Origin of the sequence: Pedobacter antarcticus (genome assembly GCF_900112985.1) — a bacterium.
GTDB lineage: Bacteria > Bacteroidota > Bacteroidia > Sphingobacteriales > Sphingobacteriaceae > Pedobacter > Pedobacter antarcticus.
Genome location: NZ_FONS01000001.1, coordinates 538817 through 562804 on the forward strand (window position 1 = coordinate 538817; position 23988 = coordinate 562804).

Here is a 23988-nt window from a genome sequence, read left to right on the forward strand (position 1 = left end):
TTGGTGTAAAATTTGCTGTCAGTTCAAAAAAAATATAAAGATATTGAAATATACAAAACTGATACGTACAGAAGCCGGAATCACCTCTGCGCCCTTCAAATCTATGCTGTACCTGAAGATATTATTGGCGTTTTTTCTGGCCGGGATTCAGTATTCATCTTTTGCCGGTAGTATCCCTGATCATTTTTCAACGAAAACTGCAGATACTATTCCTTCCGCAGTCATTCCACAGGATACTATCAAAAAACAAAGTGTCCCGGACTCAAGTGTGGTGCAATATGATGTTGCAGATTTAATCAGGGACATCATACATCCAAACCGTCCACCTAAACCACTTAAAAAGAAATCTGGCATCACACCCATGCCCAACATTGCTTATAATCCAAGTATCGGTGCGCAGATTGGCATTAAAGCTGTAGCTGGTAAAGTGCTTGGAAACGAACCAAATACTTTTATGTCGGTAGCGGCCTCATCTGCGTCTATCACCACCAAAGGCATTCTGTATTTCTACCTCAGCCATAATGTATTCACCCCCGGTAATAAATGGAATTTCCAGGGGAGTCTGGTCGCTGCAAAAACAGTCACACCAGATTACGGGCTCGGTATAGGACAGGGTGCAGATGGCAGTGAGGAAGATCTGGCGCTGACTAACCCAGATCGTAAAGGTTATGTTCTGCATGCCCAGTTTTACAATATTCGCGAGAAGGTTTATAAACAGATTATGGACAACCTGTTCGTTGGTGCAGGTGTATCATTTGATATCCGAAGAAAAATTGAGGATAGAAGGACTGAAACTGAAATGACGCCATATAATATCTATACAGATCGTTACGGTTTTGACCGGGACAACTACATGTCTAATGGCCTACTTTTCAATTTGCAATACACAACCAGAGATAATCAAAACCGTTCTTATAAAGGGATCTATGCCGATGCTGGTGTCAGGGTAAATCAACAGTGGATGGGAAGTTCTAAAAGTGCGGTACAGATCACTACCGACTTTAGAAAATACTGGAGCCTTTCTCAAACAAATCCTGAACATGTTCTCGCTTTCTGGAACTGGGGGTCTTATCTGATTAGTGGGGCATTGCCATACCTTGAGCTTCCGGGAACTGGAAAGGATGTAAACTTCCGCAGTGGGCGGGGTTATACGGTCGGGTATTTTAAGGGTCCGAAATATTTCTACTCTGAACTGGAATATCGCTTTCCGATCACCAGGAATAAATTCCTGAGTGGTGTGACATTTTTTAATGTACAGACAGCCAGTGATGATATTGCGACGAAGTTATTTCAAAAATGGCAGCCCGGAGGCGGCGCTGGTTTACGTGTACTCTTTAACAAAGCAACGCGGACAAATCTTTGCCTGGACTACGCGTTTGGAAATTATGGCGCAAGGGGTTTCTTTCTGGGTTTAAACGAAGCATTTTAATCCACACCTTTCCGGTTGTGAAAGCGTGTGGATTAAAAAATAATACGATTCTATTTTTTTTGTTTGTCTGCCCAGTCTACCCTACGCTGGTCTGGTGTTTGTATAACTTTAAAATTTTCAAATACAGCATCAAAACCTTTACCATCCGGGCTGGCTCCAACCAAACCAACCATCACAGGGCAATTGTCTTTAAACCACGCTGTACGGATCATTGTATATTTTTTATCATCAAGTGAGTATGAAATCTCAACTGCATCTAATTTTCTGACTGCTTTAATCCAGATCGCAGAAGGTGCCTTTTCCAATTCGACTACGCTCCAGTCACTGGTTTTATGTGTCACTACCGCACTTACGTTTTGTTTGCCATTTACAAACTCCACTCCTGCCTTGATCCAGTTCTCATGATCAATACGCAACATAATACCCATCTGATCGAAGGTTGTCACATAATTACCAGTGATCTTTACTTTAGTTTCAAATTCACCACCATAAGTTGCATAATAAAAAGGGGCGTCATCGACTGTAAATCCATAATGAGAGATGCGCCAGTAGTCTGTTTTACCAGGAACTGACATTTTAAATGTATTCTTATTCTGAATGCTCCATTGCTCCGGTTCATTGAACCAGTTCATTTTTTCCAGGCTCTGTGCCGATACAGTTTGAACTGCAGATAGAGCCAGGATTCCCGCTACGGCTAGTAATTTGATTTTCATTGATACAGTATGTTTGTTTGGTACAGAACTTAATTGATCTCAAAACTAGCGCAATCAGGGAGGATTCTAAAGGATGTACATCACTATTTTAATTGAGCTATATCACGGATTAACCGGTACTGGATAATCGGCTGAGTGTTTCACGGCTTACACCTAGATAGGCAGCTATGATTGTTTTAGACACCCGTTTGTATAATGAAGGATATTGAATCAATAACTGATTATACCTTTCACCTGCACTGCTGGATAAAAGTGCAAGTACTCTTTTTTGTAGTGCAATGTTGCCTGAAGTATACTTTTTTCTAAAAAAGTACTCCATTTTTTTAGATTCTGCGCAGAGCTTCTCCTTATTCTCGAAAGAAATAGAATAGGTTTCAGTGTCTTCAAGACAATCAGCATTGAAAGTGGCCGGTTGTTCATTGTTAAAAGCATTAATGTCCGAAAACCACCATTCCTCCATAGCCAGCTGTAATATATGTTCTTTCCCGCTCGGATCCGTATAAGAAGACTTTACAATTCCTTTAAGCACAAAATGTTCGTGTGAACCAATCTCTCCCTGCTGCGTGATATACTGATGCTTTTTGTATTTCCGAAAGGTGAAACAGTTTAATACCTGTTCGAATTCTTCGTCAGTCAATTGCACAATCTGGCTGATATGCGTCCTGAAAAATATATGTCTGTTTTTACTTGTATCCACCCCGCAAATATAATATTAATTGATATTCCAAGCATCTGCTGGCCCTGCACTATTGATTTATTTGCCACGCATCCATTGCCATCATAAAAATTGAATTCACGGTTTATTTATGTAGTTTGAATGGAAACTAATAACCAAATATAAATACGATGATTAAGCTGCTGAAGTACGCTCAAAGAGCTGTGTATTCCCTCCTTTTTTTTACGGTCCTGCTGACAGGCTCTTCATTTCGGAAAGTATATGGTCAGGAAAAACTGAATGTGGCACTTGCCGGACTGAGTCATGATCACGTGAACCTGATTATGAATGATTATTCCAAAGGCTTGGTTCATATAATTGGAATTGCGGAGTCAAATAAAGATCTGATTGAAAAGTTTAAGAAAAGAGCTAAGCTCCCCGATTCTATATTTTACAACACACTGGACGACTTATTAAAACATAAAAAACCTGATGCCGTTCTAGCATTTAATGCCATCGAGGATCACCTTTCTGTCGTAGAAACGGCAGCACCTTACCATGTATCGGTCATGGTGGAAAAGCCGCTTGCTGTCTCTGTCAAACATGCGGAACGCATGATTCAATTGGCCAAACAATACAATATACACCTTTTGACAAACTATGAAACTACCTGGTATGCAAGCAATCAGGAACTTTATCAAAAAATAAAAAAGGACCAGTCTATAGGTCATATCAGAAAAATGGTCGCCCATGACGGCCATAAGGGTCCGAAAGAAATTGGAGTCAGTAAAGAGTTTTTAGCATGGTTAACAGATCCTGTTAAAAATGGTGGGGGCGCTGTTATTGATTTTGGTTGCTATGGAGCCAATCTTATGACCTGGATGATGGATGGTAAAGCTCCGTTATCGGTGACCGCTGTTCTTAAACAAATTAAAAAGGACGTTTATCCTAAGGTCGATGATGATGCGACTATCCTTTTAGAATATCCAGACGCAACCGGAATCATCGAAGCTTCCTGGAACTGGCCGTTCAATATCAAAGACTTTGAAGTATTTGGCCAGACTGGTTATTTACAGGCTGTTGACCCTGGAAATGTGCGCTCAAGGGAACATAACCGCGATACCTATCAAACTACTCAACCGGCCGCACTTGCTCCATCTGCTAGTGGCTATCTGGGTTATCTTTCCGCAGTTCTGAAAGGTCAGATAAACCCGGCTAATGATTTGTCTTCAACAGAGAATAATCTAATCGTTGTTAAAATTTTGGAGGCGGCGAAAGAATCTGCAAAAAAAGGTCAGAAAGTTTATTTAAAATAAGTTACCGGTTAAAAAAAAACTTTCTGCTAGTTGATCGGAAACAATGGAAATTAATGATTCTTTGTATCTTTCAATTCTAAAGCTATCAGCTATGAAACAAGGACTTTTAATCGATATGGACGGTGTAATCTACAGTGGCGAAGAGCTAATTTTCGGTGCCGATAAATTCATCAATAACCTGATAAAAAAGATATCCCTTTCGCATTTATGACTAATAACAGTCAGCGCACCAGTCTGGAGGTCGTAAGGAAACTTAAAGGTCTGGGAATAAAGGTGGAAGCCCGGCACGTCTATACCAGCGCAATGGCAACCGGCAAATTTCTGCGCGATCAGAGTCCGGACAGTACCGCCTATGTTCTTGGCGAAGGAGGTTTACTAAGCAGCCTTCATGAAAATGGAATTACACTGGTCAATACCGATCCGGAGTTCGTAGTATTGGGCGAAGGAAGGAATTTTACTTTGGAAATGGTACAACGTGCAGTGGATATGATCCTTGCAGGAGCCAAATTTATTACGACGAACAGGGATCCGTCTCCTAAAAAACCGGGATGGAATAATCTGGGAATCGCTGCTACAACAGCTATGATCGAAGAAGCTACCGGCAGAAAGGCATTTGTTACAGGCAAGCCGAGTCCGGTAATGATGCGTTCGGCAAGAAAATTTCTAGGCCTGGAAACTTCGGAAACTACAGTAATCGGCGATACTATGGAAACGGATATTCAGGGGGGCGTACAGATGGGTTATAAAACGATCCTGGTTCTTTCGGGAATCTCCACCAAAGAGAGATTAAGTTACTATGCATTTAAACCCGATTTAATTGCAAGCTCCGTGGACGAAATTGAGTTCCCGCTCGCCTGGTGGTAATCAAAAAGCGCTAATACTGAACTGGTGTACAACGGTTTCCACACTCCATAACTCTTTCCGGAACTCTGCCGCATTTTTAAAAGTAAGCCTTGGCAGCGTTCTGGATTCGAAACTCACCCTGAACTTTTCTTTTTCAAATGGCCAGGGGGTTACCAGCAACTTATTTATACCACCTGCCACACACATATAACTAACTTGTCCAGGGCCTTTGCTTATCTCAATTTTTCGCTGCTCGGGCTGAATCATTCCCTGACAAATTAATAGTGAAAACGCGTCGCAAAACTGCAGCAGCAAATATGCTTCACTGACTTCTTTTGATGTGACACCTCTTGTACTGATCCAATCCTTTTCCTGTTTTTTCAATCCCTTGATAAAGTTAGCAGCAGCCGGATTGCTACCGTGGACAAATTGAATATGGCGGGAAACCAGTAAGGCAATCCAGGAACTTTTTGTTATAGCCATCTCGATCAGACGCGTACAATAGTCTTTTCTGAAAACAGTCATTTTAAAATTGACCGGTCCACCGTATTCGTTTAACAAATCATCATTTTCAAATTCGTTATAAACGTCATCATGCTCCGCTACAGCAGTCAAAGTCTCAATCCACCTGCTTCCATATTGTTCATTAAATTTCCAGTTCGCACAGATTTGAGCGGCGAGTAAACCATGTGAACGTTGTGTAATAACTTGCCAACCGGACTCTGTATAATTTACAATCATCTTTTGCCTAACATATACAGGCAATAATGGTTTGCATTTTTACGAACCCTAAATAAAAAACTGGCCTGTTATTTGGTTAGGATCTGAATAATTTCATTTAAACTCTAATCGTTGACACTCCCACTCCCGTTACTCTGCTTCAGTTTATTCCTCATTATCTCCACACTGATTCCACTAATTCGCCATGATTACTGGATTTTTAGAATATTTGAGTATCCCAGACTTCAAAAACTAATTTTAAATCTGATCGTAATTTTGATAATTACTGTCTGGTATATGCCGGAAAATACCGTTGCCTGGATAGTATTAGCTGCACTATTCTTAAATTTATTATATCTGTGCTACCAGGTATACCCTTTTACAATTTTGGGGACTAAACAAATTGTGAAGAGCCGAAATCCTCCCGGCGATAATAATGTCCGGCTGCTCATCGCAAATGTCTATCAGGAAAATCGCCGCGCTGCAGATTACCACCGCATAATAGACCAATGCAACCCCGATCTGATTCTTCTTGTTGAAACTAATTTATGGTGGCAAAAGCAAATGGATTCTATAAGTTCGGATTATCCGCATCAATTGAAGATCCCGCTTGAGAACACGTACGGCATGATATTATATTCCAGATTTGAGTTGGAAAATGGACAAGTAAATTTTCTGGTAGAGGACGATATTCCATCTATTGAGGTAGATGTAAGACTCAGGTCCGGAGTACTGATCCGGCTTTTCTGCCTTCATCCACAGCCACCTGTGCCGCAGGAAAACCCGAGATCAACAGAACGGGATAAGGAGATATTGATGATTGCGAAAAAAGCGAAAAAATGTGCTCAGCCTGTAATTGTAATAGGTGATTTGAATGATGTGGCATGGAGTTATACAACCGAACTATTTTCGAAAATAAGCGGGCTGTTAGACCCAAGAAGAGGTCGTGGATTTTTTAATAGTTTTAACGCTAAATACTTTTTCCTCCGTTTCCCACTGGATCATATTTTCTGTTCCACCGATTTCACCTTAACGAGTATTCAGCGATTAGAGAGTTGTGGTTCTGATCATTTTCCGATGTGTGCCGATCTTCAGTTTGACAGTGACTCAGAAGCTCGAAATGAAGCTCCGGTAGCTGATCAGGAAGACAAGGAGCTCGCAGAAGAAAAATTGGCAAAGCCAATCGAGATTTTTTAAAAAACAGTTTTATCAAAGCACAGCAGGATAACAAAAGACTTTTACCCCCTGCTGTGCAGCATGATTTAATTAATTTGTCATTGCTTCTAAGCCTAACTTAGGCCCGTCGCCTGCCTCGATTAGTCCTCTCACCCAAATCGTATAAATTTTTCCTTTTTCAATCTTAAAATTTTCGAGACTCGCCAGCACATTTGTCCCTCCGGTAGTCTTTATTTCGAATTTTGGATTCACTGCCGGGTCAACGTTGATGAATCCTGATACTGTTTTAAATGTCTTATTACTTAGTCCTGGGTCTGTTTTTCCTTGCATATATAGATCCAGTGCGGGCGCGTCCGGACTAAGGTTGGCAAAGCGTATTTTAGCTTTATCTGTTGCTGGAGCAGAAAGATCATCTTCTACCAGAATCACATCACTTTCGGGAGATCTTCCCGTGAATATTAAAGAATGATAACTGGCCGGTTTAAGGTCATAAGCTACTTTTGCTAATATCACTTCTGAGTCTTTTTTAGAAAATCCAAATTCTCCGGTGCCTGGTTCGGTGGCAAAATAATTGACTACTGTATTGAAATTTAAGACATTGGTGGTACCCGTCTTGTTGCCATTAATATAAAATGATAATTCACTTGCACCTGGTGAAGATATCAATATCGCAAGTTTTGCCTTCTGATCAGGCGAAGAAGCATTATCGTCCTTTTTTTTGCAGGCGGTAAACGCCGATACAGCAAGCAGAATCATTATGCCTTTTTTTAAAAATGTGGTTGTGTAGTTTTTTGTTTCCATCATTGATCGTGTTGATTGTTTTAAGGAAAACTCCTGTCGAGACCGAAATGCAACAGTGCCAGCTATATTTTATGATGAATTCCTATAATAACCGTATTCCAAATCCTAATAATTATTTCTCATTATTTAGCCATCTTTACGTCGTTATGAAAAAGCAGAAAAGAACAACTATTTATGATATAGCGAAAAAGCTGAATTTAAATGCTTCTTCTGTCTCCAGAGCTCTGAGTAACAACAGTAATGTGAGCGAAGCTACCCGGCAATTAATCCTGGCAACTGCGAAAGAACTTAATTACCAGCAAAACAGTATGGCATCGAATCTTCGTAAGGGGCAGAATCAGACCATAGGTGTAATCGTTCCCCACATTAATCAGAATTTTTTTGCTGACATCATTGCCGGACTGGAAGAAGTAACTTATCAAAAAGGATACAATCTGGTTATCTGTCAGTCCAATGAATCTTATCTGAGAGAAATTAAGTGTGTAAATACGCTGATTAATCAGCATGTAAGCTGCATTGCGATTTCCATTTGTGCTGATTTTGAAGACGACAGTCATCTGAGGAACATTAAAGAACATGGTATTCCTCTTATTCAATTTGATAGGGTTACAGATACCCTGGACACTTTTAAAGTTTTAAATGATAACGAGCAGGCGTCAATGGAAGCCGTGAGTCATATGATCGAACAGGGTTACAAACGAATTGCACTACTGGAAGGGCCGCAGAACCTTAATATCTTCAGACAAAGAAAAGAAGGTTATCTCAAAGCATTGAAAAAACATAACTACCCGCTAGTACCGGAATTAATTAAGGAAAATGCATGGACGAAAGAGCTAGGTGCTGAGTCTACCCGGCAACTATTAAGCCTTCCTGAACCTCCAGACGCCATTTTTGCATCTACCTCTGACTTCTCCGCATTAGGTGTCTTAGAGGTAGCAACAAAAAAAGGCTTGAAAGTACCAGAAGAACTCGGAATCTGTGGCTATTCTAATGAGCCATTTACAGAAATAACAAGCCCCTCTATAACTACGATTGATCAGTACAGTGTGAGCATGGGTAAAGCTATAGCTAATCTATACTTCCAGGAGATCGATTTTATGGACAATGGAAGCCACCCGCAAACGGTGAGTATTAAGCCTCAATTAATCGTCAGATCATCGACACTCAGGAATAAAAACCGGGTTTAATAATTTACTGACTAATTTTAAACTTATAGGTTTTACCGGGTTTAGTATCCACCTCGTAAAGTAAGGTATCTTTAATTTCAGCAGGTCGCAGACCCGCAGTTGCTGAAATAATAGCAGGCTTTACCTCCAGAGACTGAAAGAATGGATTTGGATTATTACCTGCGGCTACTGCCAATTTTCTTCCTTTGATCTGGTTAGGAACACGCAACCGGCATTTACCTCCTAAAGTAGATTTTATAACGACTTCATACAGATGGCCGTCTTTCCATACCAGGCGTTCGATTTCGAATCCGCCACGCGCTCTCAAACCACTAATACTTCCATCTTTCCAGGCATCGGGCAAAGCAGGTAACAAATGAATGGCTTCATCATGGCTTTGCATCAGCATTTCTGTAATTCCGGCAGTACAGCCAAAATTCCCATCGATTTGAAAAGGCGGATGTGCATCAAACAGATTCGGATAGGTGCCACCCCCACTGTTTTCTCCCTGATTTACCCCTGCAGGTGTAAGCTGATTAGTTATTAGTTTATAGGCATGGTTCCCATCCTGCAGCCTGGCCCATAAATTCACTTTCCAACCCATTGACCAGCCGGTGGAAACATCGCCACGCTGTATCATACTATTTTTTGCAGCCTCAAATAATTGAGGAGTATGATAAGGTGAAATCTGTCCGGCCGGATAAAGACCAAATAAATGGGAAACATGTCTGTGTTTATCATTTGGATTGTCCAGGTCCTGTATCCATTCCTGTAGCTGACCATATTGTCCTACCTGCATCGGCGGAAGACGCATTCTCATTTTTTTAAGTTTGTCGATTAAAACCACATCAGTGTTTAAGGCTTCTGCAGCACGGATTGTATTGGTAAACAGATCGAAAACCAATTGATTATCCATAGTTGTGCCAGCGGCAATCGAGATCTCCTGATGAGATTTAGGTGAGTTCTCAGGCGACATTGACGGACTTACAACCATCCAACCCTTTACGGGCTCTTCTACCAGGAAGTCGAGGTAAAACTGCGCCGCTCCCTTTAAAGCTGGATAGACTGTTTTCAGATATTCCCGGTCACCATTGTAAAGATACTTTTCGAAAAGGTGCCTGCTTAACCAGGCACCGCCCATTGGCCACATGCCGTAATTTATTGCGTCAACCGGACCACTTATACGCCATAAATCTGTATTATGGTGCGTAACCCAACCCGCGGCTCCGTACATAACTCTGGCAGTTTCTTTCCCTGTCTCTGAGAGTTCTTTCACCATTTCAATCAGCGGCCCGTGCATTTCTGAGAGATTTGATTCCTCTGCAGGCCAGTAGTTCATTTCTGTGTTAATATTTATAGTGTATTTACTACCCCAGGGTGGATTCATCTTATTATTCCAAATTCCCTGCAAATTTGCCGGCTGCCCTCCCGGCTGTGATGAGGAGATTAGCAGGTAACGTCCAAACTGATAGTAAAGCGCTGCAAGCTGTGGATCATTTCCCTTTGCAAATTCTGCGACACGCTGGTCTGTCGGAAGCCCCGCGGAAGGAGTTTTCCCCAGATTAATCTGCACCCTGTTAAAATACTTTTGATAAGCAGTTATATGATCTTTCGATAACCGGCGATAACTCTTCTGCATTACCGCATGCAAATACGCAGCATTTTTCGTTTTTTCGTCAGCACTGATATCTTTATAATTGACAAAATTGGTCGCTATTGAAATATAAACGGTAGCAGAACTTGCCCCGGACACTTTCAAATTCCCATTGTCCGATGAAATCGTACCGCCTTTTTGCTTTATTCCGACACCAGTTTCGAATTTAACTGCGCCTTTAACCCCATCTTTATCGCTGCTCTGAGCTGACAGGTAAAGTATATTATCTTTTGCAACTATAACTTTGGAATTATGTTCACTCAGCAAGGAGGCTTCAAAAGTCAGGCTACCCGGCTTATCTGCTGTCAAGTGAATTATAATAGCCTGATCCGGAACAGAAGAAAAAACAGTACGTGTATAAGTGATATTTCCAACCTTGTAGGTAGTCTTAGCAACAGCACTCTCAAGATCAAGCTCCCTGTAATAGCCGGCATAGTTTTCATGTCCCGGAAAGACTAGCCGGAAATCTCCTGCTGGCTGATACATCATGCCATTAATGCGTTTCGACTGGATATGCTGTGCCGCCATCTTACTGGCCTGCTGATACTGACCTTCAAAAATAAGTTTTCTTATTTCCGGAAGAGCATTCAGTGCTTCCGGATTGTCATTCCGATTTGGACCGCCGCTCCAGATGCTTGCTTCGTTTAGACTGATCTGTTCCTGACCCGGGTTACCAAAGACCATTGCCCCCAATCTTCCGTTTCCGACAGGCAACGCAGCTTCCCATACATTTTCGGCCGGGGCATTGTACCATAGTTTGAGATCGGTGTTTTGTGCGGAGACAGAAATTGTAAGAGAAATAAATATGGTGAAAACCATACCCTTATTTCGGATAGAATTATGCATAGGCCGTTAATATTATATTTGGTTTCAGCATAAATTAAGCTGACGCAATTAAAAACCTTAATATATCATTAATCGACCTTAAAACGTTAAACTAAGAAAAACTTGTTCTATTGAGCAGGGCTAAAAAAATAAAAATCAGTCTGCGGCTTTTAAACAACAGACTGATCTGAACACATCAAGAATATTTCACATAGAGATGATCTACATTGGTTTCTGTGCCCTGGAAAGAGTGTCCCAGGTTTTCCGTTTCGTGCTGTCTTTCCAGGTTGAATCCTTTTTACTTTGATTTTTCATCTTGGATTTCTTTTTTTGATCATGTCTTTTGGTCGTATCTTGTTTTTTGCGGGTGGTATCCTGTTGTGGAACACTCATCGCAAATGCTGTCCAGCAGAACGCTGTCAGCAGCAAAGTGATTAATGACTTTTTCATAAGTTCAAAAATTTAGGTGATTTATAATCAACTGGTAAACAGGCACTATACGGAAAGGTTTAAACAATTTTAAAAAAAAATAAAAATAACGTTCGAGTAAAATAACGCAAAACAAAGACATCATCAATTTATTCCTTAGTATGAACTTTTTCTTTAAGTGATCGGACGCTGAATGAGGAGTTGCGTTACCCCCGATAATTACTATATTGGGATATATAAATCTTTTACCAAATATGAAAAACCTGATTTTTACTACTTTATTGATCCTGTCTGTAATTTCTGTTCAGGCTCAAAGTACAGACCTGGAAATTACCTGGTCCGTTACCGAACCAAACTATCAAAATTCAAACCAGGCGCTTTCAGTACTTAAACTTAAAAATCTGGGAGAAACGGATCTTCCGGCATCCGGATGGGTCATCTACTATAACTCCTTAAATGGTAAATTACAGAATCCGGAGAGTGCGCCGGTGACTATAACTTATATTAACGGAGACTTTTACAGCCTTTCTCCTAAATCGGGCTTTAAAGCTTTAAAACCCGGAGAAGAACTCGATCTTCCTATCCTCACCCGACAACTCAAAAACTTAACAGACTACCCAAAAGGGTTCTACATTGCGTTCACTGGCACCAAACGGACTTTTCCAGTTAAACTTAAGCAAAACACCACAGAAGATCTTAATGCCAGAGATTTAGCGATTGCCCGGTCGGTGTATGATAAGACTGAAAAAACGATGGCTGCCCGCTCAGACAGTTTTTCTCCGATCCTGCCTACTCCTAAATCTCTGGTCAAAAAGGAAGGTTCTTTTTCACTAAGCGGGCAATCTAACCTGGTTGTACCAAAGGAATTCATTGCTGAGGCAAAGTTATTTTTAAATGACCTGCAGGTAGCAACCGGTATCAAACCACAGCTAAATGGAAAAGCAAAAGAAAATCAGATTATTGTACAACTATTAAACACAATTAAACCCGAGGCTTACAATCTCCATATCAGTCCAAAAGAAATTAAGATACAAACGGCGACAAAAGCAGGAGTTTTTTACGCATTCCAATCTTTAAAAGCGCTGTTACCTCTACAAAAAGGAACGGGTTCACCAGCTAACATCGCTATAAATGCACTGGAAATAAATGATGAACCCCGATTTGGACATCGGGCATTTATGATGGATATCGCGCGTAATTATCAACCTAAAGACGAGGTCAAAAAACTGATTGAGGCATTGGCATTGTATAAGGTTAACGTATTACATTTCCATATTACTGACGACGAAGGATGGAGGCTTGAGATACCTGGTTTACCGGAGCTAACGCAGGTTGGTGGGCACAGAGGACATACCACAGATGAAAATGACCAGATTAACCCTTCTTATGGATCAGGGCCAAATCGGGATAACCTGACCGGCAGCGGTTACCTGACTAAAAATGATTTCATCGAAATATTGAAATTTGCGCATGAAAGACATATTCTTGTTATTCCGGAAATAGAAACTCCCGGGCATGCCAGAGCGGCAATCGTAGCAATGAATGCGCGTTACAACAGATTGATCAAGTCCGGAAATAAAATAGAAGCCGAAAAATACCTGCTGCGGGATTTGCAGGATAAATCTGTGTACAGATCTGTTCAGGGATTTAAAGATAATGTCATAAACGCAGCTCTGCCCTCTGTTTACACTTTTCTTGAAAAGGTAACTGACGAACTGATCGCGATGTATAAAACTGCAGATGCTCCATTAAAAACGATCCACTTCGGCGGAGATGAAGTACCTGCAGGCGTCTGGGAAAAATCTCCGGTAGTATTATCGCTGATGCGAAAAAATCCTTCAGTTAAAAACACCGGGCAGCTTTGGCCCTATTACTTTAATAAACTGGACCAGATGTTAAAACGCAAAGGGCTATATCTTTCCGGATGGGAAGAAATCGGCCTTCATAAAGTCAAGGGAAAGATGGTGGTCAATGAAAGGTTTGCTAAAAGTAATTTCCATACAGATGTCTGGAATAATTTATCCGGTAACGAAGACCTCGCTTACAGACTGGCCAATGCTGGTTACAAAGTAGTGCTGACCAATGTTACCAACCTCTACCTGGATCTGGCATACAGCAAAAGTTACGCAGAGCCCGGTCAATACTGGGGCGGTTATGTAGATATCGATAAACCGTTCAGCTTTATTCCTTATAACTACACCAAAAACCAGAAGGAAGATGAACGTGGAAACGCAATTGTCCCTGGTCATTTCAAAAACATGGTACAGCTTACCGAATTTGGAAAGTCTAATATTGTAGGTATACAAGCACCACTCTGGAGCGAGATTATATTCAGCAAAGAAAGATTCGAATACCTGCTTTTTCCGAAATTATTCGGGCTGGCCGAAAGAGCCTGGGCACAGGATCCGACATGGGCATTAGAAAAAGATGCAGCAAAATCAGAAGCGCAGTATAATGCTGCGTACCAGTCATTTCTAAACTCCGTTGGCAACTATGAACTCCCAAGGCTTGATAATCTGTCTGGTGGATTTAATTACCGGATCCCTACTCCCGGACTTAAGGTGGAAAACGGAACATTGTCCGCAAACGTTCTTTACCCGGGATTAACCATAGTTTATACAACAGATGGCTCTGACCCTAATGAGAACAGCCAGAAGTATACCGCACCGATCAGCCAGAAAGGAAATTATACTTTTAAAACCATAAATGCTAAAGGACGGGGAAGTAACTTAATTAAAGTACAGTTGTAAACCGAAATAGACGTGTATACACGTCTATTTCGGCAATCTTTAACTACGACAGCCTTTGTTTAATTGCTTCGTATCCTGCATCCCTGTCTCTTTTGCTTTTAACAGAAGATTTGCCGAAGCTATAGCTTACAGACAGTGCTGCGCTTCTAGTGTCATAGTAATTCATATCAACAATACTCAGTTCGTTTAGCAGTACTTTATACCGGTCTTTATTACTCTTCAATAAGTCCTGTGCGGATAAAGTGATATTCCACGGGCCCGATGATTTCCTCAACCTTATTTCGGTTTCCAGTCTGTTTCCGATAGCTGTGTTTACAATAGTTACGGGAAAAGTATTATTCGCAATTACAGTACAGAAAAGAGATTCCTTTTTAGAAAGCGTAAAAGTTTGATTGGTAGAGATACTCAATAACATTGTCTTGTTATCGATAATCACATCATTCGCATATTTCCCCTTTGATACCACATATCCAGTTAGCGTCGTACCTGTAAATTTCCACCACGGTAAAATCTGGTTATAATAGGTAATCGTATTGGAATAGCTGTATTTATTCCCGTAGTTAACTTTCTTGTTCGCGATAATATTGCCCGAAGGATTATAAGGAAGTGCATAAAACTCGTCCAGTAACTGGCCAGCCGCAAACTGGACAGAAAATGTGCCGTTTTGACTACTAAACGTATGATTAAGCTCCTGTCTGTAATATTTAGACGGAGACAAAAATGGATTTCCCTCAAAATAAGTCTGATCGGTAGTATAAGTACGAAACGGATTAACATCCCAGTAACCTGGTCGGGTGATTCTGCTGGAGAGCGCAAGCACAAATGATCTGTTCTGGCTGGTTGTATATTTCAGAAAGGCAGTAGGAAAAACATTAACATAGTTTCTGTCTACTTCCTTTACACCTTCCAGCCATCCTGTTGCAACTGTATTTTCCAAACGCAACCCCAGCTGATATGACCATTTTGCACTGACCTTATGCTTTATCAGTCCATATAAAGAATTGATATTTTCCTGATACCTGAAAAGATTACTTCTGCTCAAATCTTTCACCCAGTTATCATCTCCGTTTCTGTTTTCGAAAAGAAGGGTATTATCAATATTGGAGAAGGATAATTTGGACCCAAATTCTACACCGACACGTTTATTAACCGGCCATTCAAAATCAACTTTAACCGATTGATTACTGATTTTCTGCGGAGATGCACTTCTAAACCAATCTTCTGTGAACAGTGGTTGTTGCGTGCCAAGGTCTAAAGCATTCGTCTTACTTACCGAGTTGTTTTTAGCAGTGTATTCCAGTGCATCAAAATCAATGCTGATTTTTTTGCCGGAAGAATCCAGTTTGCCCTGGTAGTTCAGGTTAAGCGAGAAAGTCTGTGAACTCAAATTATCCCTGTTATTCGTTTTGCTGAGTGAGTCCGTGTCCGGGTAATAATCGCGTCTGAATGCATCCCGCGTTTCCTTGTGCCAGCTACCTGCATAATCAAATAATAAACCGACTACATGATTTTCATTAATCTCACGATCAATTCCAAGATTCGCACCGGGATATAGGTTCTGAAAATCGGTATTAGAGGTAATATTCCGGTGTAAAAGACTTTTTGTACCGGAGGCAGGATAATATATATCTTTTTTAAACTCCGGCTGCCTGCTCCGGTTACCCATAGAAAAATCTGAGTATACATTCCATTTCCCCTGACGGTTATTCAAATAGACACTGGCACCCTGCGAATTAACGGCAGTCTGCCTGGAACTAAGCACGGTATTCCCGACCAGCCCCTCTTCCTTATTCTTTTTGGTCAGGATGTTAATAATTCCTGCGCCACCTTCTGCATCGTATTTGCTCGGTGGTGTAGTTATAACTTCAATTGCATCCAGATTATCTGACGGAATACTGCTTAAATAATTTTTCAGCGCATTACCGCTAAGCACTTTTCGCTTATTATTAATGTATACAATCGCACCTGAAGTACCGCTGATCTGAATGGTTCCGTCCGAGGAAACATTTACAAGTGGTGTTTTTTCAATAACATCCCAGATATTGTTTCCGAACACCAGGTCCGTTTCTCCGACATTAAAACGCAGGCGATCAATTTCACGTTGAAAAACAGGCTTTTTGGCTGTTACAACCACTTCTTTCAGGTCGCCAATACGACGCAGAGAAATATCAGGTAAGGTATTTGCATCGACCACAGCAAGAAAGGTAGTATCCTTAAAAGCTATATTCTTCACCGAAATAGTATACGCTCCATTTTTAAGATCCGGAAATTGATAATGGCCTAAACTGTCTGTGATAGTATTTCCGATTATCACGTTGCCTTTTTTAATACTGACTATTGCCAATTCCACGGGTTCTTTATTTTCGTTGCTAACCTTACCTTTTGAGGATAGTTGAGCTGAGACAGCATGAGGAAGGAGAAGAAGTAATCCCGCTTGTAGAATTTTGTGCATACAATAAATATTAGGTTTTAAGAGGCTGACATTCTTTAGATTAAAGAATTCCTCTACAATATAGGGATTTTCGGAGAAGACAAATAAAAAATTGGCTTGAGACTATTCTGATCAGATTAATCTTATAAATTCAAAAAAGCATTTATCTTTAGGCTCAAATTTTACAATTATATTCTTTATGGCAAAGGCATCTGAAATTAAAGTAGGAAATATTTTACGTTACAACAGTGAACTGGTAACAGTTACAGAATTCATTCACCGTACACCAGGTAAAGGCGGAGCTTTCTACTTAGGTAAATTCCGTAATATTAAAACCGGAAAAATAGTTGAAGCACGTTTAGGAACAGATGAGCAGGTGGAAATATGCCGTGTTGAAACCAATGACTATCAATACCTGTATGAAGACGGTGATTATTTTGTGGTAATGGATAATGAAACATTTGATCAGTTTAACATTCCTAAAGCATTATTTGGACCGGCTGCTAAATATTTAAAAGAAGGAATGAGCGTAGTGGTTTCTTTTGAAAGCGAAGAACCTATTATGGCCCTTACACCGAATTTTGTAGAACTGGAAATTACTTATGCGGAACCAGCTGTAAAAGGTGATACTTCTTCAGGTGCATTAAAATATGCCACATTAGAAAATGGAGTCGAAGTTAAGGTACCTTTGTTTGTGAATCAAGGTGATAAAGTTAAAATAGACACCCGTACAGGTGAATACATAGAGCGTGTAAAATAATTTACATTCAAAAAAGCATCACGGATATCCTAAAATGCCCCCGAAAAGTCAGACACTTTCCGGGGGCATTTTTATGACTCAGAATTGGCCTTTCAGCTAATTCACATCAAACCATAACTTAGTGGTCAGCAGGTCGGGACCCTGGCTCGCAACTGCATTTTTATAGCTTTGAATATTTAAAGATTGTTCTGTTCCGGGGTAAATGAAACGTACCGGAATTTCGCCATTTAAAACCGTGTTAACCGAGGCTTTCAGCACCGGATAATCCAACCTGCGCCTCTCGGCCCAGGCCTCAAGGCCCTGCCCAAATAAAGCCAGCCATTTTTGTTCACCGATTGATTTCTTGTAGTTACCCGGATCATATTGAGCGAAGGGCTGAGCTACATAAGCTGCCGCAGCGGCATCAGAAATATTATACTGTCTGAAAGAAGCTTTAATCCCCTGCTGATAAAGATCTGCAGCATTTTCAGTTGTGAATCCCCTGGCAGCAGCCTCTGCCCTGTCAAACAGTAATTCTGCATAACTGAAGATTACAGCCGGGGCCTGAGGTAAAAGAAAGTAAGCGCCTGGCTTAGATACCTTTGCAAAACCTAATGCACTCGCTTCAGAGTTCGTTAGTCCGTTTGGTAAACCAACATACTCTTCTGGTGTAGGCGTCTGCGTCTTACTGGCATAAACTGCTAGTCTGGGATCTTTAAGCTCGGACAACTTATCGACGATTGTTTTGCTGATCCGGTAATCGTCACGGGTTTCAAACTGTGCGCTAATCGGATTCTGTTGAGGAGAGGTCTGATAAATTAACTGTGCTATATCTGCATTCTCACTAATCAATGCATCATTATCTGCCTTAATCTCATCAAATACTTGTTTTGCTTTTGCAGGTTCCCGGTCTGCGATACGCAATGCAATCCGGACCCGGAGTGAGTTAGCCAGTTTTTTCCAGCGCGAAATATCTCCATTGTAAATAATATCGCCTCCGATTGCCTTGCCAGCCGGATTGAGTACCGTTTTAGCGGCTTTCAGATCTTCCAGCAAGCCGAAATATATATCTTTCTGTTTGTCATAAGCAGGCGTAATAAACTCGTTTAGTTTCCCGGCCTCAGTATAAGGCACATCGCCATACGCATCTGTCAGCAGAAGAAACACCCATGAACGTAAGACCAGGCCAACGCCCCGGTAATTCGGATTATCCTGTGCATCGCCGGCTTCGATTATCTTGTTAAAAGCAATGATACCTTGAGAATAACCATTTGACCACAATGTAGTCAAACTACTGTTCGAATAGATAAAGCGATCTTCCTCTGTATATTGAACCTTTGCAAATTGCTGAGAAAAAAGCAGGCTTGAATTCATATTATTGGTAGTTCCCCAATATACATCTGCTGTATTTTTAATTGCGCCTGTCAACAGATAATCAGGCTGTGCTTTTTCAGTTGCATTTGGATTGATATTAATTTTATCCAGTTCCTTTGCGCAGGACGCCAGGGAGAATGCCAGTGCAGCTATGATATATAGTCTATTATTTTTCATGTCCAGATTATTAAATTTTGATGTTAATGTTGAAGCCGTAGCTTCGTGTCGTCGGATTTGACAAACTTTCCAGCCCCTGCCCGTTTCCGGTATTAAAAGCAACTTCAGGGTCTATGTCAGTAACGTTGCGGTGAATTATCAGAAGGTTACGGCCAACTAAAGAAACTGAGACTCCCTGAAGATTTAAAGGACGAATCCATTTGGCTGGTAAATTATAGCTCAATTTCACCTCTCTTAATTTGACATAAGAAGCATCAAAAATATTGGCCTCATCTATTGTACGGAATGACTTATAATATTGCTGTGCAGGCAGAACTTTTTCATTTGGCTTACCGTCGGCACTCACACCATTAAATACGATACCATCGTCATAAACAACAGCGCCAGTTGGAGCAGCAGCCCCATTGCCCACCCGGACAGTACCATTAGCTTTTTTATTATCCGGATAGTAATACGATATGCCGCCAAATTCGGCGCCCCTTCCCGGAAGTGTAGATGCCAATACACCTGTATAAGTACCAGTAGCATAAGTGCCATTGTAAATTGAACCTCCGATACTCGCATCGATAAGTACACCAAGGCTTAGTCCTTTATAACTAAAAGTATTTGAAATGCCACCTATCCAATCTGGTGTATATTTTCCCAATACCTTTTTAGAGGGATCTGTTTGTGGCGCGCCTGTAGAGTTAACGATAATATTTCCGCCGGCATCTCTCAGAAAAGCATTTCCAAATAAGGTACCATAAGGCTGTCCAACAGACGCAATTACCTGAGCAGAGTTAGTAGCAACTACGTAATTTTGCAGAAGTCCGGCATCATCCAGTGAAATGACTCTGCTCCTGTTCGCCGCAAAATTAACATCAACATCCCAGGTGAAAGCTTTTTTAACAGGAGTTACACCTAATTGAACCTCAATACCTTTGTTATTTATCTTTCCGGCATTCAGCAGTTTAGACTTAAAACCCGTGCTCTGACTCACATCTACGCTCAAGATCTGATCATAACTATTTGTATTATATAAACTCAGGTCCAAACGGACTCTTTTGTTAAAGAAACTCGCTTCTGCTCCTAATTCAGTTGAAGTCGTTGTTTCCGGTTTTAAATTAGGGTTAAGATCTGTTGTGGAAGGACTCAACTGTGGATTGGACCCAAATGGGGCACTAAAACCGTAAGTGTTAATTAAACGGTAAGGATCTGCATCTTTACCAACTTTAGACCAGCCTCCGCGAATTTTGGCGTAATCAAGTACCTCACTCTTAATATCCAGAGCCTCCGTTAAAACAAAGCTTCCGTTAAATGAAGGATAAAAATAAGACCGGTTTTGCGCCGGTAAAGTAGAAGACCAATCATTACGTGCCGTAATATTTGCAAAAAGATAATTTCTGAAACCGAGTTGCGCGGAAGAATAAATACTGTAAGATTTCAGCTTATTATAAATATTTGACGAAGTGAGCGGATCACGTGAGTTATTCAGCGCATACAAACCGGCTACTGCAAGACGCGGTGCACTCTGATCATTCTGCTCGATATACCTCGACCGGATATTTGCCCCTACGAGTGCTTCTAGTGTAAAGTCAGAACTTAGTTTTTTATTAAGATTCAGCGTCCCATCTGTATTAGTCTCACTAACAGTGAAAGCACTTTCTGTATAAGAGCCGAAAGGCGATCCGTTCGTACCGTAAGCTACACGAACCTTTCTGCGGTCATTATAATAATCTGTACCTGTACGAAAATTAAAGTCCAGACCATCAATAATTTTGTAATTCAGACCTACGCTTCCAATTAAACGGTTTCTGTTTTGGGACACCGTATTTTCGTAGGCAACCCAGTAAGGATTAGAATAGTAGCTATTATTCCAGTTGAACGTATTTCCGTTTTCATCCAGATAATTTTTGAGCTCATTAATATCTACCTGTCTTCCAAACCAAGCGAACTGAAGCATTGTACTCGTAGACCTTGAGCCACCAGTTCCAGGAAGATTGTCTGAGCCAAGTTTGCTATAATTAGCATTGGCGGTGAGACTCAATTTCGGTGTAAGCCTTAATGTTGTGTTCAAGGTCACTGAATTTTTTCCCTGACCTGAATTCGGAACTACACCGACCTGTTTTAAATTATTATATGATAACCGGTAATCAAATTTCTCAGTTGCATCTGCAATTGCAATACCATTATTCAATGAATATCCTGTCTGAAAGAAATCACGTACATTATCCGGGTGTGCGACAAATGGAACCGCGACACCTTTAGAAAAAAATTGAGGCAATAAACGTCCATCCATTCTTGGTCCCCAGCTTTCATCGACCCCATCATTCAGACCCTTTCCTTTTCCATCGACATAACTGAACAGGCCTTCAGAACCCTGGCCAAATGCATTTTGATAAACAGGCAATGTAGCAATAGTCTCCAGCACAGTATTGGAATTTACTGTGATGCCCACTCCTCGTTTTGATTTACCAGTCTTCGTTTTAATGATGATGACACCAGCCGCAGCACGCGATCCATAAAGCGCAGCTGCATTTGGCCCCTTCAGTACGCTGATCGATTCTATATCGTCTGCATTAATGTCCGAAATGGCATTAGCATAATCACGTGCACCTGCAGAATTCAATTGAGAATTATCCACCGGAATCCCATCTACTACGAACAGAGGCTGGTTATTTCCTGAAATAGAGGTTTCCCCACGTATCACCACTCTTGAGGAACCCATGTCTCCCTGACTGTTCGTTACTCTCACACCGGCGATTTTTCCAGCCAGCGCATTAACTAAATTCGTTTCTTTCGCCTCCGCCAAATCCTGACCCTTAATTTCCTGCACGGCATACCCCAATGATTTTTTTTGCCTGTTAATACCCAGTGCGGTCACGACAACTTCATTAAGCGCATTTTCAGTCGGCTGTAATGTGACCAGTAATGCGCCTGCATTTCTATTAATCTGGAGTTCCTGTACTTGAAAACCTATATAAGAAAACACCAGTATGCTTCTGTCCGGCGCGACAATAGAAAAAGAGCCGTTGATGTCTGTAGCAACCACCTGAGAGGAGCCTTTAAGGGCTACGGACACCCCCGGTAATGTCTCCCCCGTGGAGGCTTTAACAACTCCTTTAATAGTGGTATCCTGTGCGAAAGTCAGTTGTGAAAGCAATATCAGGAAGAGTATCGCTGACAGTTTTATACTTTTAAACATAATTATTGATTATTGATGATAAGAAAATTTAGACATACCAATCCCACTGCGGCTTACGTCCGCTTTTTTTTAAACTCGAAATATAACAGGAGGTGTCTTTAAAATTTGTTTGTCCAGACAGCCAATACGTAAACGTAATCCGGTCTGGCTGAGGGTAGATCACTCTTTAGGTAATGTTTTTACATCTGTACTCATTTAAATTAAACATCCAATACAATTAAAAGCGGCAAAAAAAAACACCGCTGAAAATCAGAAGTGCTTGCGTTTATGTCAGACATAAATTATTTGCATTCAACTGACTTAACTACCCCGGGCTGTCCCGGGATGGAATTAGCACCATTTCCATTTTCACGGACGGTTGCTAAGGCTTCAAAGGGCCATTCCCTCCACCTTTCTTGATAAGTTCTTTAAAATAACCGGGGCAAATATATCATTCATAATTTAAAAACTACTTATTCTGTAGAATTTATTTGAATATTTTTTATCTGCGCATAATAGCCAGCTATATTTGACTATTTAATTAGTAGCCTAATAAGCTGACCGATGAAAATAAAAAGCTTTTTATTAAGCTTTTTCAGCTTCGCTTTATTAGGCCGCTATATTTTCTCCGGAAGAAAGTATACAGTTTTACATTTGGTCGATTTTCATTTAAAAATCATCCGCTTTTCCCTCGCTCCTTATTCGATTCTGACCGAAGGAACAGCGAAGGAAGTCCGAAGAAACAGCAAAGGAAGTGGGAAGGAAATGTTAACCACACCAACACAAGACAAGGATTAATCAATAGTTAATTTACATTTATAAGGCCATTATTTCATTCATGTAACCTATATAGGCCTGCTTATAGTTCATATCAGCATGTTCAGGAGACGAAATGTAGGACTTAAAATCTTCCAGATCGCTTTCAGTAAACCCAAGGCGGTTAAAAAGCACCTTGTCCATTTCCCAATTCAAAGGGTTTACTTTCAGAGATTCCATTCGTTTAAATAGCGACAAATTTTCACGAAACTCTCTGTAAGCGACTGTCTGCCGGTAGTAAGCTATATAAGTTACCATTGTCTGATAAGTTGCGGGCCTGCCAATCCTGGCTTCTCCTAATAAAATCTCCCTTAATACAGGTGCTTTCAGCAACTCCACATCAAGACTGTCAAATGTGATATACTTTTTGAGCGTAAGAGTGTCTACGGCAAACAGGCTATCCTTACTTTTTAGCTCGTGTTCCAGAAAATATGGTCTGTCTGAAAGCTTACGCGCACCACTTCTGGATTCCTGTGCAGATAGGGTAAAAGATAAACAGCAAAAGAAAATCAACACGAATACAGATAGGTCACATTTTTTAACAGATTTCATTCAAATAGCTATTGAGCTCGGCATTATTGCGGAGACAAAGATAAACTAAACAGGATATTCGCTATATAAAACCTTAAGAGCTTTAGAAATTGATAGATTTTTTTCTCAGTCCAACCTAAATTCACAGCTCAAGCCTGATCGACTTTTCCATTTTGCCAGATAAGGAATTTGGATGAAGCTTTAACCAGTTGCTTACGCAAAATGAATGCATCTATGGGGAAATATACAAAATACTATATAGGTATTTAGTATTTGTAGA

Annotated in this window: 18 protein-coding genes and 1 riboswitch; of the genes, 8 read left to right on the forward strand and 10 right to left on the reverse strand. The window is 40.7% G+C overall.

Translation table 11 applies throughout. The features are described from left to right. Positions 1-43: 43 nt before the first annotated feature. Positions 44-1429 carry a BamA/TamA family outer membrane protein gene (locus tag BM192_RS02255; RefSeq protein WP_234797492.1) on the forward strand — a complete coding sequence of 462 codons (1386 nt, stop codon included), beginning with the start codon at positions 44-46 and terminating at the stop codon, positions 1427-1429. A 50-nt stretch (positions 1430-1479) separates the two neighbouring features. On the opposite strand, the gene BM192_RS02260 is transcribed toward BM192_RS02255, so the two are convergent. Both BM192_RS02260 and BM192_RS02265 read right to left on the reverse strand, forming a co-directional pair. After that, on the reverse strand, positions 1480-2142 hold the full coding sequence (locus BM192_RS02260; protein ID WP_037444720.1) for a DUF1349 domain-containing protein: 663 nt from the start codon (positions 2140-2142) through the stop codon (positions 1480-1482). Positions 2143-2251: 109 nt separating this feature from the next. Next, positions 2252-2839: a Crp/Fnr family transcriptional regulator gene (locus tag BM192_RS02265; protein ID WP_234797493.1), complete on the reverse strand. Its 588-nt coding sequence runs from the start codon at positions 2837-2839 to the stop codon at positions 2252-2254. A gap of 149 nt (positions 2840-2988) precedes the next feature. On the opposite strand from BM192_RS02265, the gene BM192_RS02270 reads away from it, so the two are divergent. Together BM192_RS02270 and BM192_RS02275 are read left to right on the forward strand one after the other, a co-directional pair. Beyond that, on the forward strand, positions 2989-4113 hold the full coding sequence (locus BM192_RS02270; RefSeq protein ID WP_051760282.1) for a Gfo/Idh/MocA family protein: 1125 nt from the start codon (positions 2989-2991) through the stop codon (positions 4111-4113). Between the two features lie 207 nt (positions 4114-4320). After that, positions 4321-4977, forward strand: a complete 657-nt coding sequence (locus BM192_RS02275; protein WP_234797494.1) for an HAD-IIA family hydrolase — start codon at positions 4321-4323, stop codon at positions 4975-4977. Here the strand turns inward: BM192_RS02275 and BM192_RS02280 are convergent, their stop codons facing one another. Next, positions 4978-5697 (reverse strand): DUF3891 family protein, encoded by a 720-nt coding sequence (locus BM192_RS02280; protein ID WP_051760285.1) that lies wholly within the window; start codon positions 5695-5697, stop codon positions 4978-4980. A 384-nt stretch (positions 5698-6081) separates the two neighbouring features. On the opposite strand from BM192_RS02280, the gene BM192_RS02285 reads away from it, so the two are divergent. Next, entirely contained in the window at positions 6082-6873 is a 792-nt protein-coding gene (locus BM192_RS02285; RefSeq protein WP_234797495.1) for an endonuclease/exonuclease/phosphatase family protein, read from the forward strand. A 69-nt stretch (positions 6874-6942) separates the two neighbouring features. Here BM192_RS02285 and BM192_RS02290 read toward each other — a convergent pair whose 3' ends face one another. Next, positions 6943-7656 (reverse strand): DUF4397 domain-containing protein, encoded by a 714-nt coding sequence (locus tag BM192_RS02290; protein WP_037444725.1) that lies wholly within the window; start codon positions 7654-7656, stop codon positions 6943-6945. Between the two features lie 68 nt (positions 7657-7724). Here BM192_RS02290 and BM192_RS02295 point away from each other — a divergent pair, with 68 nt between their 5' ends. Next, entirely contained in the window at positions 7725-8840 is a 1116-nt protein-coding gene (locus BM192_RS02295) for a LacI family DNA-binding transcriptional regulator (protein WP_234797496.1), read from the forward strand. Between the two features lie 4 nt (positions 8841-8844). On the opposite strand, the gene BM192_RS02300 is transcribed toward BM192_RS02295, so the two are convergent. After that, positions 8845-11319: a glycoside hydrolase family 95 protein gene (locus tag BM192_RS02300; protein ID WP_234797497.1), complete on the reverse strand. Its 2475-nt coding sequence runs from the start codon at positions 11317-11319 to the stop codon at positions 8845-8847. 201 nt (positions 11320-11520) lie between these two features. Continuing rightward, positions 11521-11748 (reverse strand): hypothetical protein, encoded by a 228-nt coding sequence (locus BM192_RS02305; protein ID WP_037444727.1) that lies wholly within the window; start codon positions 11746-11748, stop codon positions 11521-11523. A 233-nt stretch (positions 11749-11981) separates the two neighbouring features. Here BM192_RS02305 and BM192_RS02310 point away from each other — a divergent pair, with 233 nt between their 5' ends. Further along, entirely contained in the window at positions 11982-14477 is a 2496-nt protein-coding gene (locus BM192_RS02310) for a family 20 glycosylhydrolase (RefSeq protein WP_037444729.1), read from the forward strand. A 43-nt stretch (positions 14478-14520) separates the two neighbouring features. Here the strand turns inward: BM192_RS02310 and BM192_RS02315 are convergent, their stop codons facing one another. Continuing rightward, complete coding sequence (locus tag BM192_RS02315; RefSeq protein WP_037444731.1) at positions 14521-16929, reverse strand: outer membrane beta-barrel family protein; 2409 nt, start codon at positions 16927-16929, stop codon at positions 14521-14523. Between the two features lie 178 nt (positions 16930-17107). Here BM192_RS02315 and efp point away from each other — a divergent pair, with 178 nt between their 5' ends. Next, the gene (efp, locus tag BM192_RS02320; protein WP_037444734.1) at positions 17108-17668 is read left to right on the forward strand and encodes an elongation factor P; all 561 of its coding nucleotides are present in this window, start codon (positions 17108-17110) and stop codon (positions 17666-17668) included. Between the two features lie 96 nt (positions 17669-17764). Here efp and BM192_RS02325 read toward each other — a convergent pair whose 3' ends face one another. Further along, complete coding sequence (locus BM192_RS02325; protein ID WP_037444736.1) at positions 17765-19198, reverse strand: SusD/RagB family nutrient-binding outer membrane lipoprotein; 1434 nt, start codon at positions 19196-19198, stop codon at positions 17765-17767. Positions 19199-19208: 10 nt separating this feature from the next. Then, positions 19209-22382, reverse strand: a complete 3174-nt coding sequence (locus BM192_RS02330) for a SusC/RagA family TonB-linked outer membrane protein (RefSeq protein WP_037444738.1) — start codon at positions 22380-22382, stop codon at positions 19209-19211. A gap of 297 nt (positions 22383-22679) precedes the next feature. Then, positions 22680-22787, reverse strand: a riboswitch (SAM riboswitch). 138 nt (positions 22788-22925) lie between these two features. Between BM192_RS02330 and BM192_RS02335 the strand changes: the two genes are divergently transcribed. After that, on the forward strand, positions 22926-23159 hold the full coding sequence (locus BM192_RS02335) for a hypothetical protein (RefSeq protein ID WP_037444740.1): 234 nt from the start codon (positions 22926-22928) through the stop codon (positions 23157-23159). 18 nt (positions 23160-23177) lie between these two features. On the opposite strand, the gene BM192_RS02340 is transcribed toward BM192_RS02335, so the two are convergent. Next, on the reverse strand, positions 23178-23729 hold the full coding sequence (locus tag BM192_RS02340) for a hypothetical protein (RefSeq protein ID WP_037444741.1): 552 nt from the start codon (positions 23727-23729) through the stop codon (positions 23178-23180). Between the last annotated feature and the right edge of the window lie 259 nt (positions 23730-23988).